13 protein-coding genes and 1 riboswitch are annotated in these 15,432 nt (G+C 71.7%); of the genes, 4 read left to right on the forward strand and 9 right to left on the reverse strand.

Going from position 1 to position 15,432, the window contains the following annotated elements; all coding sequences use genetic code 11:
• Positions 1-8: 8 nt before the first annotated feature.
• Genes OOZ19_RS23780 through OOZ19_RS23790 form a run of 3 tightly spaced genes read right to left on the reverse strand, consistent with a single transcriptional unit; the run spans position 9 to position 3,687 of the window.
• Positions 9-1,046 carry an ABC transporter ATP-binding protein gene (locus OOZ19_RS23780; protein ID WP_266092377.1) on the reverse strand — a complete coding sequence of 346 codons (1,038 nt, stop codon included), beginning with the start codon at positions 1,044-1,046 and terminating at the stop codon, positions 9-11.
• The gene (locus OOZ19_RS23785; protein ID WP_266092378.1) at positions 1,046-2,644 is read right to left on the reverse strand and encodes an ABC transporter permease; all 1,599 of its coding nucleotides are present in this window, start codon (positions 2,642-2,644) and stop codon (positions 1,046-1,048) included. Before OOZ19_RS23785 ends, OOZ19_RS23780 begins: the two co-directional genes overlap by 1 nt.
• Positions 2,641-3,687 carry a thiamine ABC transporter substrate-binding protein gene (locus OOZ19_RS23790; RefSeq protein ID WP_266092379.1) on the reverse strand — a complete coding sequence of 349 codons (1,047 nt, stop codon included), beginning with the start codon at positions 3,685-3,687 and terminating at the stop codon, positions 2,641-2,643. Before OOZ19_RS23790 ends, OOZ19_RS23785 begins: the two co-directional genes overlap by 4 nt.
• A gap of 46 nt (positions 3,688-3,733) precedes the next feature.
• Positions 3,734-3,844, reverse strand: a riboswitch (TPP riboswitch).
• Positions 3,845-3,913: 69 nt separating this feature from the next.
• On the opposite strand from OOZ19_RS23790, the gene OOZ19_RS23795 reads away from it, so the two are divergent.
• A complete protein-coding gene (locus OOZ19_RS23795; protein ID WP_266092380.1) occupies positions 3,914-4,207 on the forward strand; it encodes a 4a-hydroxytetrahydrobiopterin dehydratase in 294 nt (97 codons plus the stop codon).
• A 5-nt stretch (positions 4,208-4,212) separates the two neighbouring features.
• Here the strand turns inward: OOZ19_RS23795 and OOZ19_RS23800 are convergent, their stop codons facing one another.
• Entirely contained in the window at positions 4,213-5,172 is a 960-nt protein-coding gene (locus OOZ19_RS23800; RefSeq protein ID WP_266092381.1) for an FAD-dependent oxidoreductase, read from the reverse strand.
• Positions 5,173-5,868: 696 nt separating this feature from the next.
• On the opposite strand from OOZ19_RS23800, the gene OOZ19_RS23805 reads away from it, so the two are divergent.
• Together OOZ19_RS23805 and OOZ19_RS23810 are read left to right on the forward strand one after the other, a co-directional pair.
• Entirely contained in the window at positions 5,869-6,306 is a 438-nt protein-coding gene (locus OOZ19_RS23805; RefSeq protein ID WP_266092382.1) for a DUF6157 family protein, read from the forward strand.
• 160 nt (positions 6,307-6,466) lie between these two features.
• On the forward strand, positions 6,467-6,811 hold the full coding sequence (locus tag OOZ19_RS23810; protein ID WP_266092383.1) for a VOC family protein: 345 nt from the start codon (positions 6,467-6,469) through the stop codon (positions 6,809-6,811).
• 607 nt (positions 6,812-7,418) lie between these two features.
• Here the strand turns inward: OOZ19_RS23810 and ychF are convergent.
• The 4 genes from ychF to OOZ19_RS23830 all read right to left on the reverse strand — a co-directional run bounded on the left by ychF (position 7,419) and on the right by OOZ19_RS23830 (position 13,002).
• Positions 7,419-8,495 (reverse strand): redox-regulated ATPase YchF, encoded by a 1,077-nt coding sequence (gene ychF, locus OOZ19_RS23815; RefSeq protein WP_266092384.1) that lies wholly within the window; start codon positions 8,493-8,495, stop codon positions 7,419-7,421.
• A 96-nt stretch (positions 8,496-8,591) separates the two neighbouring features.
• Positions 8,592-8,816: a hypothetical protein gene (locus tag OOZ19_RS23820; RefSeq protein WP_266092385.1), complete on the reverse strand. Its 225-nt coding sequence runs from the start codon at positions 8,814-8,816 to the stop codon at positions 8,592-8,594.
• Between the two features lie 56 nt (positions 8,817-8,872).
• Positions 8,873-11,827, reverse strand: a complete 2,955-nt coding sequence (locus tag OOZ19_RS23825; RefSeq protein WP_266092386.1) for an AAA family ATPase — start codon at positions 11,825-11,827, stop codon at positions 8,873-8,875.
• A complete protein-coding gene (locus OOZ19_RS23830) occupies positions 11,824-13,002 on the reverse strand; it encodes an exonuclease SbcCD subunit D (RefSeq protein ID WP_266092419.1) in 1,179 nt (392 codons plus the stop codon). Before OOZ19_RS23830 ends, OOZ19_RS23825 begins: the two co-directional genes overlap by 4 nt.
• 360 nt (positions 13,003-13,362) lie before the next feature.
• On the opposite strand from OOZ19_RS23830, the gene OOZ19_RS23835 reads away from it, so the two are divergent.
• On the forward strand, positions 13,363-14,298 hold the full coding sequence (locus OOZ19_RS23835) for a DNA recombination protein RmuC (protein ID WP_266092387.1): 936 nt from the start codon (positions 13,363-13,365) through the stop codon (positions 14,296-14,298).
• Positions 14,299-14,461: 163 nt separating this feature from the next.
• Here the strand turns inward: OOZ19_RS23835 and OOZ19_RS23840 are convergent, their stop codons facing one another.
• A complete protein-coding gene (locus tag OOZ19_RS23840) occupies positions 14,462-15,421 on the reverse strand; it encodes an alpha/beta hydrolase (RefSeq protein WP_266092388.1) in 960 nt (319 codons plus the stop codon).
• Positions 15,422-15,432 lie beyond the last annotated feature (11 nt).

The following is a 15,432-nucleotide window of genomic DNA, read 5'->3' on the forward strand; positions in this document are numbered from 1 at the left end:
GGGACCGCTCAGTCTCCGCCGACGAGCGCGACTCCGTCGGGATCCAGCCTCAGCCGCACCTCGTCCTCTACGGCAGGAGCGTCGGCGATGTGTGCGACCGCCTCCACCTGGCCGAGCTCGGGCACGTTCACCGCGAGCCGCACGTGATCGTGCCGGTGGACGCGTTCCCGCACCGTGCCGACCGGTTCGGCTCCGCGGTGGGCGTCCGGCCGGACCCGCTTGGCGCGCACTCCGGCGGCTCGCAGTCCGAGCCGCGCGTCGCCATCCTTCGCGGTCACCTCGACGGTGCCCAGCGCGCAGGTCGCCACTCCGTCGCGGACGGTCGCAGGCAGGAAGGTGGTGCAGCCGAGGAACTCGGCCACTTCGTCGTCGGCCGGGTGCCGCCACAGCAGTTCGGGTGTGTCGGCTTGCAGGACCGTTCCCCGCGCCATGACCGCGACCCGATCGGCGAGGGTGAACGCCTCGTCGTGGTCGTGCGTCACGACCAACGCGGTCGACGGGCCGCGTCCGAGCAGGGCGGCGAGGTCGACGGCGAGCCGTTCCCGGAGCATCCGGTCGAGCGCGGACAGCGGTTCGTCCAGCAGCAGCAGTTCCGGGTCGGCGGCGAGCGCGCGGGCGAGCGCGACCCGCTGGGCTTCCCCGCCGGAGAGGTCGGTGACCCGGCGTTCGCCATATCCGGCGAGGCCGACCAGCTCCAGCAGTTCCGCGACGCGCGCGGCTCGGGCGGCTTTGCCGACACCGCGCATCCGAGGCCCGAAGCCGACGTTGCCCGCCACGTCGCGGTGCGGGAACAGCTGCCCGTCCTGGAAGACCAGCCCGAACCTGCGCTGGTGCACCTGGACCGCGTCGAGGTCCCGCCCGTTCCAGCGCACCGCGCCCGCGGTGGGCCGTTCCAGCCCGGCGACGGTCCGCAGCAGGGTGGATTTGCCGCAGCCGGACGGCCCGAGCAGCGCCAGCACCTCACCGTCCAGCACGGAGAGATCCACCTCGCGCACCGCCGTCGTCCCGCCGAAGCGGACGGTGAGCCCGCGCACTTCCAGCCCCATCAGAATTCCTCCACGGCGTCGGTACGTCCCCGGAGCCGCTCGATGAGCACGACACCGAGCACGGTGACGATCATCAGCAAGGTGCAGGCGGCGTAGGCGAGTTGCGAGTTGAGCTCGCCGGGCCTGCCGAGCAACCGGGCGATGGCCACGGGCAGGGTCGGCGCGTCGGGCCGGGCGAGGAACCCGGTGGCGCCGAACTCGCCGAGCGCGATGACGAATCCGAAGCCCGCCGCGGCCAGCACGGCCCGCGCGGCGAGCGGTACGTCGATCTCGCGCCGGACCCGCCACGGACCAGCGCCCAACGTCGCGGCGGCCTGGCGCAGTCGTTCGTCGATGGCCCTCAGCACCGGCAGCACCATGCGGATCACCAGCGGCGTCACCACCAGTGCTTGCGCGAACGGCACCAGCAGCGGCGAGGTCCGCAGATCACCCGGCAGCGAGCCGAGCGTGATCAGGTACCCGAAGCCGACGGTCACCGCGGACACGCCCAGCGGCAGCATCAGGGCCAGGTCGAGGCTTTCGGCGACGGCCCGGCGCCGGACCGCGACGAGCACGAAGGACGCCAGCAGCCCGAACAGCAGCGCCATCCAGGTCGCGTCGACGGCGGTGCGCACCGAGTTGAGCGCCGCCTCTAGCCCGGTGACCTCCAACGTCCCGTTCTGCCCGGTCCCCAGCAGCGCCCGATACCCCGCGAGCCCCCACCCGTCCCTCGTGGACACCGATCGCAGTAGCAAGGTCGCGATGGGCGTGCACAGCCCGCACAGCACCAGCCCGGCGAGCCCGACGACCCACCACTCCGCTCCTTGCGGGCGCCGCGCCGTGTCGGACGGCGCGCGCAGCCGCAGTGCCGTCTCCCGGCGCCGCCGCGCGACGGTCGCGACCAGCAGCGCGGCGACGACGGCGGCGAGTTGCAGCAGCGACAGCGCCGCCGCGCCGGGGAGGTCCAGCAGCTGCACCGTGCGCAGGTAGATCTCCGTCTCCAGCGTCCGCAGCTCACCACCGCCGAGCACCAGGACCACCCCGAAGCTGGTGGCGCTGAACAGGAACACGACCGACGCGGCCGATCCCAGCGCGGGCAGCAGCGCGGGCAGCGTCACCGAGGTGAACGCGCGCAACCGGCTCGCGCCGAGCGATCGGGCCGCGTCCTCCATCCGCCGGTCGAGGTGGCTCCACAGCCCGCTCACGGTGCGCGCGACGACGGCGACGTTGAAGAACGCGTTGGCCAGCACGATCGCGAGCACCCCGGCATCGGCGCCGAACAACGCCCGGAACGCCATGCCCACCACGATCGTCGGCAGCACGAACGGCACGGTCACCGCGACCCGCAGCAGCCCGCGACCGGGGACCGCGAGCCGGGCCAGCACGTAGGCCAGCGGCAGTCCCGCCAGCAGCGCGACGGCGGTGGACGCGGCGGCTTGGCCGAGCGTGAACCCGACGAGCCGCCACGTCGACGGCTCGGCCAGCACCGACCCGACCTCACCGCGCAGCCCCAGCCCGATGATCGCCGCGACGGGCCAGGCGAAGAACAGCCCGAGGAACCCGAGCACGGTCACCGCCGCCAGCGCCACGGGCAACCGCCTGCGGAGGCCGTGGTTCATCCCCGCACCAGCGTCCGCCACTGCTCCACCCAGCGGTCCCGGTTGCGTTCCACTTCGGCGGCAGGCAACTCCGCCGGGGCCTGCGGCAGCGGCGCGCTCTCCGCCCAGCCCGGAGGCAGCGCGACCCCGTCGACCGCGGGGTACACGTACATCTGATCCGGCACCTGGGCTTGGAATTCGGGCGAGAGCAGGAAGTCCACGACTTCTCCGGCGGCCTGCGGGTCCTTCGCCCCGGCCAGCACACCGGCGTACTCGACCTGCCGGTAGCAGGTGTCGAGCAGCGCCCGGGTGCGCGGCCGGCCGTTCTCGTCGACCTCCGCGGCGGGCGAGGAGGCGTAGGACAGCACGATCGGCCGCGGCCCCCGACCGGTGGATCCGGAGAAGTCCTGGTTGTACGCCTCTTCCCACCCGGCGGAGAGCTTGACGCCGTTCGCGGTCAAGTCCCGCCAGTAGTCCTGCCAGCCGGGGTCGCCGAAGGCGGCGACGGTGCCGAGCAGGAACGCGAGTCCGGGCGAGGACGTCGTCGGGTCCGGTAATGCGATCAGGCCGCGGTAGCGGGGGTCGGTGAGGTCGTGCAAGGTCGCGGGCTCCGGCACCCGGTGCTGCGCGAACCAGCCGGTGTCGATGTTCAGGCACACGTCGGCGACGTCGATCGCGGTGAGCCGGTGCTGCTGGTCCTGCGCGTACCGCTGCGGTCCGCGTTCGGCCGCGGCGGGCCGGTGCGGCGCGAACACGCCTTCGCCCAGCGCGCGGGACGCGAACGTCGAGTCGACGCCGTAGGCGACGTCGCCGAGGGGCGCGGCTTTGGACAGCACCAGCTTGTTCGTCAGCTCGCCCGCGTCACCGCTGTTGCGGACGTCCAGGTGGATGCCGCTGCGCCGTTCGAAGTCGGCGAGCACGGCGGGATCGGCGACGAACGAGTCGTGCGCGACGAGGGTGACGGTGCGCCCGGCGGACTCCTGGCCCGAACTCCCGGTGAGCGAACACCCGGTGGCGAGCGAGGCGACCGCAAGGGCGGCGACCCAGCGCAGGTAACGGTTCAACGGTCCTCCCGAGCAGCACACCGGCAACGGCCACGTGTGCAACGTCGAGCTGATCGCGACACCTCCCTGCGCCGGCATGATCCGGTTCAGGTGCGGACGGTCGAGGGGATTCGCCCCTCCTCTCAGCCCAGCGCGCTGGACTCCCGTGGCGACGGCAGTCTACGTGCCGCCACTCCGACGAGGGCCGACGGTCGCATTCCGGCCGATCGGCGACCACCATGTGGGCATGACCGAACTGCTGAACGACACCCAGGTCGCCGAAGCTCTCTCCGGGTTGCCGGAGTGGGCCCAAGACGGAGCCAAGATCACGCGGACGGTGGAGTTCGCGAGCTTCCCGCAGGCCATCCAGTGCGTGAACCGGATCGCGGAGATCGCCGAGAGCGAGAACCACCACCCGGACTTCGACATCCGCTGGCGCAAGGTCACGTTCTCGCTGTCGACGCATTCGCAAGGCGGCATCACGTCGAAGGACGTCACGCTGGCGGAGGAGATCGACGGCGTCGTCGACGCCCTGTCCTGAACGCCTCAGCCGGACAGCACCAGCTCGGCGGCCTCGGCGGCGCAGCCCCAGGACAGCGCGACGCCGCAACCGGAGTGCCCGTAGTTGTGCACGACGGTGCCGCCGCCGAACCGCTCGACTTCCAGCCTGACCGCGTCCCGTCCGGGCCGGAGCCCGACGGTCTCGCCGAGCACGTCGGCTCCGGCGAGCAGGGGTTCGACGTGCGCGCAGCGCCGCAGGATGGCGGCGCCCGCCTCGCGCTCGGGGATGCGGGACCAGTCCTGGTCGACGGCCGTACCGCCGAGCACCACGTGTGCGCCGTGCGGCATGTACGCGGTGAAGTCGGGTCCGGCTCCGATCTCCACGAAGTAGTCGGTGATGCCGGGGTTGCGCACGATGACGTGCTGGCCCCGCACGGGACGCACGCCGGGATCACCGACGAGTTCGTGCGCGCCGACTCCGGTGCAGTTGACGACCCGGCTCGCTTCCTCGACCGCTTCGACCAGCGAGGACACCGGGCTGAGCAGCAGTTCCCCACCGGCGGCCCGGAACCTCGCGGTGAGGTGGCCGAGGTAGCGCGGCATGTCGATCAGCGGCACGGTCGCCCGGTAGCCGCTGACGAACCCGCCCGGAAGGTCCTCGGGCGGGCAACGGCGCAGGTCGGGGAGCAGCAGCGCTTCGGGCGGCAACTGGTCGCCGAGGTCGACGCGGGCGGCCATCCGCCCGGCGGCGAGGTGCACGCCGCTGGTGTCGTCGGCCGCGAGTTCGACGAGGCGGTGGTAGGTGTGGGCGACCCAGCCTCGAACGCGGTCGGCGGGTTGCAGCAGCGCCGGTCCCCACATCGCTCCGGCGACGGCCGAAGTGGTCTCGGCGGGCCGTTCGTCGGTGCGGATGCGCACCGGGACACCGGTCTCGGCGAGGGTGACGGCAGTGCTGAGACCGGTCACTCCGGCACCGATGACCAGGACGGGCTCGGTGGTAGCCATCTTCGGCACGCTAGCAGCGATGTCCGCTGCGCACGGACCGCTGCGACGGGCGCGGGCGGACGGTGCCACCGCGCCGTCGCGGCCGTTGTCGGCGGCGCAACAGGAGCAGCGTTCGAACGTTGCGGGGTGGGCGGCGGCGCCCGCCGCATCGCGCGGCGGGCCATCCCGCGAAATCGCGGATTTCGCCTGCTAGTCCTCAAGAATGGTGATCGTTCCGGTGTCACCACAGTTACCGCAACCCTTGCCGTTGCAGTCCCCGCAGATCGAGGTGATGAGCTGCATGGGCACAACCTAAAGCGGCCGGTAACGCCATGCGAATCATGACGACTGGCGCTTCTACCAGCAGCTGAGCAGCACCAGCGCTCAGCTACCGACACCTCGCGACGTTTCACCCGAAAGTGCCGAATCAGCAATCTGGCGCTCAAGAGAATCCCGCGTGCACCACGCCCCAACCCTCGATCAGGGGTCAACCGATCGACAACGACAGAATCGTTCCCCACCCATGGCACCCCGCCGCCGGTTGAACGCGTCGCGGCCTGCTCCCCGACTCGTTCGACGCCGGATGTCGGCCGGATCCCGAACCGAATCCGGACCTCCCGCGGTCCAAGCGGAACGTCCTCCCGCCGCCGTCGGCCTGAACCCGACCGACCTGCGGATTCCCTCGCCTCGGCGGGTGCCCAGGACTAAAGTTGCCGCATGGAGCGGGTGGACTACGTGGACACGTTCATCGCCGTGGCCGAGGACTGCCCGGCGGCGACAGGAACGGTGCCCCCGGTCAAGGGCGACGATCCCTCGGTCGCCGCACGCACCTACAAGCTGATCTCCCAGCATCCGTACGAGTTCACGTCCGGCGACGTCATCTTCACCGTCTTCGCGGATCGGCAGGGCATCCCCGACGAAGATCGGGTCAACGCTCGCCTCGAGTTCTACGCGCGGAGCCAGCCGTGCCTGCGTTCGTCGCAGCTCGGCAAGCGCTACGGCTGGGGCATCCACGCCGACGCTCGTGGCCGACTGGCCTTGTACGCCGTGGACGGTCCGGAGTACGCGGAGTTCACCTCCGGCCGGCGTAGTGGCGACTCGGGCGAACCGATCACCCTCACGAAGGCCATGCGCAGCTCGCGCGTACTTCCGTGATCACCGCTCTCGCCGAACGCGCCGGCCGGCTCGGGCTCTCCGCCAGGTCGAGGATCTGGAACTCGACCGGCCGGTCGAGAACCGGCTCAATGCGGGCGGCCGAGCCGGACTTCGGACATCGCGAAGACCACGACGGCGGCGACCGCCGCATACTCGAGGGATGGACCTCAACCGAGCTGTGCCGATCTTGACCGTTCCGGAGCTGCCCGCCGCCGTCTCGGCGTACCGGCGAGCGCTCGGGTTGGACGTGCTGATGGACCACGGCTGGATCGCCACCTTGGGCAGCGGCGGCACGGCCCAGTTCAGCCTCATGACCACCGACCGCACCGCGCCCTGCAACCCCGTCGCGTCGCTGGAGGTCGCCGATGTCGACTCGGTGCACGACGAGATCGTGCGCCAGGGCTTCGAGATCGTCCACCCGCTGACCGACGAGGAGTGGGGCGTTCGGCGCTTCTTCTTCCGCGACCCCGGCGGCAACGTCATCAACGTGCTCGCCCACCGCTGAGCCAGACGCCGACGTGCCCGGCCGCCGCGCACCATCGCCATCAGGAGCGCCGACGGGCGGCGGCGCGCAGCGCGCCACCGATCGCCGACTCACACGTTGAACCGAACTCCACCACGTCGCCGCGCAGACCAACCTCACGTTGGAGCAGGACGGTCGTCCAGCCTCATTTCGGTGTTCACGGCACGTCACTTGGCGGAGGACGTAGGGGCGAGCTCACCGAGTCGCGCTCCGAATCCAGCACACAGCACGTGCGCGTTCCGCAGCGGAGTCCACCAACACGTCCAGCGCTGAGGCTCACCACCATCGGAGGGGTGCCGCTCAGCAGCGCTCAGCGGAAGCAGATCCGCCCTTGGTCGTTGACGTTGATCCGGATGCCGTGCCGCCCTGCCCTGCCGCTTTTGAGCGCTTTCCAGATGATCGCCGGGCGGTACACGCACCGCATCCAGCGTCATCTCATCCAGCAGCCAGGTCCAGCTTCCTGTTCGCCGCCTCGTGCAGTCGCGGTTTGACCCGCTTCGCCGGCTCGCGACGTCAGACCTGCTCGGTGCCGCGGTCGGCGACCGAGCTGATCACACCACCACTCCCATGACGAGGAGCGTCAACAGCGCTACACGTTGAACCGGAACTCGACCACGTCGCCGTCGGTCATGACGTAGTCCTTGCCTTCCATGCGGACCTTGCCCGCGGAGCGGGCGGCGCTCATCGAACCCGCTTCGACGAGGTCCGGGAAGGACACGATCTCGGCCTTGATGAAGCCGCGCTCGAAGTCGGTGTGGATCACGCCGGCGGCCTGCGGGGCGGTGGCGCCCTGCGGGATGGTCCAGGCGCGGGCCTCCTTGGGCCCCGCGGTGAGGTAGCTCTGCAGGCCGAGGGTGTGGAACCCGGCGCGGGCCAGGGCGTGCAGGCCCGGTTCCGGCTGGCCGACGGATTCCAGCAGTTCGCGGGCCGACTCCTCGTCGAGCTCGATCAGCTCGGATTCGACCTTGGCGTCCAGGAAGACGGCGTCGCCGGGGGCGACCAGGTCGCGCAGTTCCTGCTTGCGGGCGTCGTCGGAGAGCACGCCTTCGTCGGCGTTGAACACGTACAGGAACGGCTTGGTGGTGAGCAGGTTCAGCTCGCGCAGCTCCGGCACGTCGGCCTTGTTCGCGCTGAATAGCGTGGTGCCGCCGTCGAGGAGGGCCTTCGCCTCGTTGGCCGCCTCCAGCGCCGAGCGCTTGTCCTTGTTCGTCCGGGCTTCCTTCTCCAGCCGCGGCAGCGCCTTGTCCAGGGTCTGCAGGTCGGCGAGGATCAGCTCCGTGTTGATCGTCTCGATGTCGCTGGACGGGTCGACGTTGCCGTCGACGTGCACCACGTCCGGGTCGTCGAACACGCGGATGACCTGGCAGATCGCGTCGGCTTCGCGGATGTTCGCGAGGAACTTGTTGCCGAGGCCCTGGCCTTCGGAAGCGCCCTTGACGATGCCCGCGATGTCGACGAACGACACCGTGGCGGGCACCAGCTTCTCGGAGCCGTACAGCTCGGCGAGGGTGGCCAGCCGGGAATCGGGCAACGGCACGACACCCACGTTCGGCTCGATGGTGGCGAACGGGTAGTTCGCCGCGAGCGCGTCGTTGCTGGTCAGCGCGTTGAACAAGGTGGACTTGCCGACGTTGGGCAGCCCGACGATTCCGAGGGTGAGGCTCACGGCCGGTGATTCTAGGTGGTCCGGGGGTCGATCGACTCAGGCGGCCCGGGCACGAGCCGGTACGACCGACCCGCGCCCGTCGCCGATCGTCACGACTCAGTCGTCGTCCTGGTCGTCCCCGCCGTCCTGGTCGTCGCCGTCCTGCTGGTCGTTCTGCTGGTCGCCGTCCTGCTGGTTGCCGCCGTCCTCTTGCTCCTGCTGCTGTTGCGGCGGTGCGGCGGGGTCGTTGCAGCCTGCGGTGACGGTGAGCGCCAGCAACGCACCCGCCACACCGCCGACGACCTTGAAGCCACGGGAACGCCGAATCATGGATTGAGCCATGACTCCGACATTAGGGATGAACCACGTCGCTGTCATCAGTCGGGCGCGGACCGTTCTCAGGTGTCGAGTTCGATCGTGGAACCCTCGCGGGACTTCCGGATGCGCAGCCGGACTCCGATGCGCTGGCGCATCTCGTCCACGTGCGAGACCAGGCCGATGACCCGCCCTCCTGCGCGGAGTTCGTCGAGGGTGTCCATCACCAGGTCCAAGGTGTTCGCGTCGAGCGTGCCGAAGCCTTCGTCGATGAACAGCGTGTCCAGCAGCGCGCCACCGGTCTCCCCGGCGACGACGTCGGCGAGGCCCAGCGCCAGCGACAGCGAGGCCATGAACGATTCCCCGCCGGAGAGCGTCTTCGCGGAGCGGGTGTGGCCGGAGTAGTCGTCGAGCACGTCGAGCCCGAGCCCGCCGCGGGTACCGCGAGCGCCCGCCGCGTCGGAGTGCACGAAGGAGTAGCGCCCGTCGCTCATCCGCTGCAACCGGCGGGTCGCGGTGACCGCCACCTCTTCCAGCCGGGCGGCCAGCACGTAGGAGCGCAGCGACATCTTGCGCGCGTTCTGTCCGCGCCCGTTGACGACGTCGGCGAGCGCCTCCAGCTCGGCGTGGTCGGCCAGCGCCGGGCCCAGTTCGTCCCAGGCCGCGCGCAACCGGGTCGCGAGCAGCCGCACGTCCTGTTCGCGCTGTTCGGCGCGTTGCGCGGTGGCGGTGGCCCGCTCGGCGGCTTCGCGGGCGGTGGTGGCGGCTTCGGCGGCGGCTTCCAGGCCGATCTCGGTGCCGGCGTCGATGCCGAAGAGCTCTTCGCTGCCGAGCGCGGAGTTCGCGGTGGCCCGGCGCTGCTCGGCTCGGGTGAGGTCGTCGGTGAGTTCGGCGCGGCGGGTTTCGTCGCGTTCGGCGGCGAGTGCCGCGTCGATGCCGTCGAAGCCCGCTTCGACCGCCGCCTCGTGCAGCGCCGCGCGCTGCTTGGCGAGGCGTTTCTCCGCCTCGTCCCGGGCGCCGCGAGCGGTGATCAGGCGGTCGAGGCGCGCGACGCGGTCGAGCAGGTGCGCGCGATGTTCGGCGATGCCGGGGTGGTCGCCGCGCGCCGCGTCCAACCGCTCCGCGCGAGCATCCGCGGTGGAGCGAAGTCCGGCGCGCTCGGTTCGGGCCGCGGCGATCCGCTGATCCAGTTCGCCGCGCCGCTCGGTGAGCCGCTGCGCGGAGGACTCCAGGTCTGCGAGTTCATCGGCGCGGGCGCGGCCTTGATCGGCGAGGGCGCGGACGGCGTCGCGCTGCTCGGTGGCGGCGGCGGTGTCGGCCACGAGGTCGTCGGTGGTCCGCTCGCCTACTCGCTCCAGCAGCAGGTCGAGGTGCCTGCGCGCCTCGGTCTCCTTCGTCGCCGCGGCCTCGCGACGGGTCTGCGCCTGCTGCTCGGCCTGCTGAGCGCGTTCCTCGTCGTCGGCGGTGACCGAGTCGTCCACGGCCGCACGCGGCTCGGGGTGCTCCGCCGAACCGCACACGGGGCAGGCGGCACCGGTGGCGAGGCCGGCGGCGAGTTCGGCGGCCATGCCCGCGAGCCTGCGATCCCGCAGGTCCAGCAGGGTTTCGCGGGCCTGCTGGTGGGCGTCCACCGCTCGCTGCGCGGCCTCGGCGGCCTGCTCGTGGGCCTGCCGCGCCGCGGGCACGGCGCGCGCGGTGCGCAGCAGTTCGGTGAGGTCCGCGACTTTCGCGTCGGCCTGCTCGCGGCGGGTCTCGGCCTGCTTCGACTCGTCGAGCCGCGCCCGAGCGGTGCTGATGCGCTCGGGCAGCGCGACCTGCTGCTCGGCCAGCTCGGCGCCCGCCCGCTCGTCGGCCTCGATGCCGCGGGCGAGTTCGGCGAGCCGGGCGTGGTCGGTTTCCTGTTGCCGCGCTTCGGGGAGCAGTTCGGTGAGCGCCCCCGCGCGCTCCCGGTGGGTGCCCGCCAGCGAGCGCAGCTCGTCGAGCGAGGCGTCGAGGTCCGCTCCGGGGCAGTCCGCCTCCGCGCGTCCGGCTTCGCGGGCCGCGCGATCCAGGTCGGTCTCGGCTTCGGTCGTCGCGCGGCGGACGGTGAGCACCGGCAGCACCCGCTGCGCGGCGTCCAGTTCGGCGCGCCACTGCTCGTGGGTGCGTCGCTGCGCGTCGAGGTCGGCCAGTTCCGCGTGGGCGCCCCGGACTCGGCGGACCTTGTCGGCGAGTTCGCGGCGCGCGGTCAGCTCCTCGTCCGCCGCCTCGCGCCGGTCGGCCAGTTCGGCGCGGGCGCGCCGGGTCTCGTCGAGCTCTGCGGCGAGGTGCTTTTCCCAGCCCTCCAGCCAGAACCGCTCGTCGGCCCCGTCCTCCGGGTCCTGCCCGACGACCTGGGCGACGCGGGCCACGAGCTCGCGGACCTGCTGGGTGTGGGCCTCCACCGCCCGGCCGCGTTGCCTGCGGTGCTCGACGAACCACTGCTCGACGTCGGCGAACCGCTGGGTGCCGAACAGCTTCTCCAGCAGCTTCTCGCGTTCGGTGGTCTCCGCGCGCAGGAAGTTCGCGAACTCGCCCTGCGGCAGCAGCACGACCTTCGTGAACTGGTCAACGCTCATCCCGAGCAGCCGCTGCACGGTGCGGTTGACCTCGTCGATGCGGGCGGAACCTTCGGACGCGGCGCCGTCGGGGGCGTCGCTGATCCAGGTCAGCGAGGCTTTCGCGTTGCGGGTGGTGGTGCCTTCGCCGCGCTTCTTGCGCTGGTCGTACTTGGGGCTGCGGACGATGCGCAGCCGGTGGCCCTGCACAGTGAGCTCCAGCTCGACCGAGGTGGCCACGTCGTCGGCGGCGGTGTCGCAGCGCAGCTGCTTGACCTGTTCGCGAGCACCTGGCACGGCGCCGTAGAGCGCGAAGCAGATCGCGTCGAGCAGGCTGGTCTTGCCCGCGCCGGTGTCGCCGTGCAGCAGGAACAGGCCGTCGGTGCCGAGCTCGTCGAAGTCCACTTCGGCGCGGTCCCGGTACGGGCCGAACGCGGTGATCGTCAGCTGGTGCAGCCTCATTCGCGCACCTCGGCGAGCTGCACGGCGTGCAGGGCTTCGGCCAGCAGCGCGCGTTCGCCCTCGGTGGGTTCGGAGCCCCGGCAGTCGGCGACGAAGCCGTCGGCCACCGCCGTGTCGTCCCGGCCGCGCACGGCTTCCGAATAGCGCAGCTCCGCGGTGGCCCTGCCGCCCGCGGGCTGCCACTCCAGGTGCACCGCGTGCGGGAAGCGTTCCTGCAGGGCGCGCATCCCGTCCAGCGGCCGGACCTCGTCGGTGAGCGTCGCGGACAGGAAGCAGTCCTCGTAGGCCGCGTACTCCGGTTCGGCGAGCAGCGCTTCGAGTTCGCCGCGCACGGTCGCGAGTTGGCGCGGCACGGGCAGTTCGTGGCGGCGCACGTCGTGCAGCCCGGTGGCGTCGAGGTCCACCAGCCAGACGGATTTCCGCTGCGCCGCCTCGGAGAACGAGTACGCCACCGGACTGCCCGAGTAGCGCAGGTGCTCGGCCAGCCGCTGCGGCCCGTGCAGGTGCCCGAGCGCGACGTAGTCCACGCCGTCGAACACCGCGCCGGGGACGTCGTCCACGCCGCCGACGGCGATCGTGCGCTCGGAGTCGCTGACGTCGCCACCGGTGACGAAGGCGTGCGCGAGCACCACGGATCGCGGCTCGTCGCGGGACTTGAGGTCGGCGCGGATGCGGTTCATCGCCTCGGTGAGCACCGCCTGGTGCCCGCGCTGCTCGATCGGGCTCGCACCCGGCACGTCGGCGTGGGAGTCGAGCACCTGGCGCGCCGGATCCGGCTCCAGGTAAGGGATTCCGTAGAAGGCGACCGGCCCGTGCTCGTCGTCGAGCAGCACCGGTTCGTGCAACGCGGAGATGCGGGTGCGCAGGTGCAGGCCGCCCGCGGCGGCGAACTCGCCGAACGCCCCGACGCGCGCAGCGGAGTCGTGGTTGCCCGGTGTCACCACCAGTTGCGCGCCCGCCGCGCGCAACCGGCCGAGCACGCGCACGCAGGTCTCGACGGCCTCGCCCGAGGGCACGGCGCGGTCGTAGAGGTCGCCGGACACGACGACGACGTCGACGTGCTCGTCGGCGATCAGGTCGGCCAGCCCGGAGAGCACCGATTCCTGCTCGGCGAGCAGATCGCGGCCGTGGAACGTGCGTCCCACGTGCCAGTCGGAGGTGTGCAGCACCCGCATGGCGGTCAAGTTACCGAACTCCTCCCGCCCTGATCGCGCTGCGTCGGCGGGCATCGCTCGAAAGATCGGATGTCACCACGCACCGCGTCCGCTCCGTCGCGGACCGATCGCCGATCCGAGCATCCGGCCGCATCGACACCGCAGCTCAAGCGGGGTGAGCACGCCCTGCGCCGCTGCTGCTCGGCTGCCGCCGCGGAGGTGTCCGGGCAGTTCGCACGACATGCCTCGGCGTGTCGGATCACCCTTGTCCAGCAGGCGAAACACCGCGCGTTCGGCCGATCACGCGGAGCTCGCGGCGATGGCGACCGGATCGTCGGGCCGATGCGGGATGATCGGGTTCCCCGCCGAGAGGAGATCGTCATGGGTACCGGCGTGCTGACCGCCGTCGTGATCGTGCTGATGCTGCTGTTCGCGGGGGCGCTGCTGTTGATCTGGCGGCTCTACACCGACTCCGCGCGCCGTGCCGACGACGCGCTGCGCATGGTCGAGACCGAACGCGCCCGCACCGTCGAGCAGCAGGCCGCGCTGCGCCGGTACGAGGTGGCGTTCGCGTCGATCACCGGCCGCGGCGAGCTCGGCGAACAGGTCCTCGTCGAGACGGCGAAGTCGCTGGGGCTGCGGGAAGGGGTGCACTTCAGCGTGCAGACCGACTTGGCGGGCGGCGGTGCCGCCCGGCCGGACCTGGTGCTCACCGTCGGCGGCGGCAGGCAGGTCCCGGTGGACGCGAAGGCCAGCCTCGCGGTGTGGGCGGAAGCGATGGAGACCAACGATCCGCAGGAACGCGGCGAGGCGTTGCGGGTGCACGTGCGCAACATCCGCTCCCGCGCCTCGGAGCTCGCGGGCAAGGGCTACCAGCGCTGGGCGGACGCGATCTACGGCACGATCATGTTCGTGCCCTCCGACGCGGCCGTGGTGACCGCGCTGGACACCGACCCCAGCCTGCTGTCCTGGCTGCTGGACAAGCGCGTTTTCCTGTGCGGGCCCACGAGTTTCGCGGTGCTCGCCTCCGCTGCCCTGTTCGCGGCGACCGAGCGCACCATCGCCGAGGACATCGAGCAGGTGCGGTCGCAGGCGGTGCGGGCGCAGCGGGCGGCCTCGGGCGCGGTGGAGGCGGTGAACCTCTCCAGCACGCACCTGCAGCGGTTCGTCTCGGCCCGCCGCCGGGAGCTCGACGCACTGGAGTCGTTCCGCGGCGCCGTGCAGCCGCTGGCCGAGAGCGCGGGCGGCTCGGCCTCCATCGGGACCGTCCGGCGCGAGGAGGAGGGCCTGGTCGGCACCGAAGCGTCCGAGAACTGAGTCGGGTTGTCTCAGCTTGCTTTGGTGGTCGCTGCTCGTCGGCTTCGCCGCTGACAAGACAAAGATCAAAGACCGGGCTCACCACGGCAAGATCGAAGGCAGTGGTTGAGGGTCTGTCCTCGCCGTTTTCGCGGGGCGGTGGGTGGTGTGCGGCTCGCCCGGTTCAGCCGTGTTCGGCGAGGAAGGCGTCCATCGCGTCGACGATCATCGGGACGCTCGGGCCCGGCGTGAAGCCGTGGTCGAAGTCGTCGTAGGGGTGCAGCGCGACGTCCACGCCGAGTTCGCGCAGCGCGTCCGCGAAGTCCAGGCTCTGCTTGACCGGCACCAGCGAGTCCTTCGTGCCGTGCTGGATCAGGAACGGCGGCTCGGCACCGGAGAGGTTGCGGATCGGGCTGGCCGCGTCGGCGTGGCGCGGGCACTCGTTGGGCATGCAGCCCAGGTACTTCCGCACCGTGCGTCGTGAGTAGTCGGACAGCTGCGGGTTCGCCAGTTCCGCTTCGACGCTCAGGTCTGTCGGGCCGAACCAGTTGACGACGCCGCGGATCCCGGTGAGCCCGCCGCCGGGTTCGTCCGGATCGTCGGTGACCGCCCCGAGCTGCGAGACCAGCAATCCGCCCGCTGAGGCGCCCCACAGCACGACGCGCTCCGAGTCGAGCCGCCAGTCCCCGGCGTGGCGCTGCAACCAGCGGACCGCTTCGGCGACGTCCTCCACCTGTGCAGGCGCGGGCCCCAGGTCGCTGAGCCGGTAGTCCACGGTGGCCACCGCGAACCCCTTGCTCAGCATCCGCTCCGCCGCCAGCGACTCGGCTGCCCCGCCGGCAGCGAGGCGCCCGTCGATCGCCCGATCACCCGCGTCCCAGCCACCGCCGTGCGCGTAGACGACGAGGGGGTGCGGGCCGTCTCCCGCCGGCAGGAACAGGTCGAGCGCGAGCGGCCCGCTCGGGCGCTGCGCGTACACCTGATCGGCCACGATCCGGGTCGCTCCCAGGTCGGCGGCTGCCGCGCCGATCAACGTCCCGCTTCCCGCTTCGGACGACGCGAGGCATCCCGAGGTGAGCGTGGCCGCGGTCAGCACCGCCGTTCCGGCCAGCACCGCTCGCCAGACCCGCCGCGCCGAGGCCATGCAGCCCTCCC

Origin of the sequence: Saccharopolyspora sp. NFXS83 (assembly GCF_026241095.1) — a bacterium.
Taxonomy (GTDB): domain Bacteria; phylum Actinomycetota; class Actinomycetes; order Mycobacteriales; family Pseudonocardiaceae; genus Saccharopolyspora_C.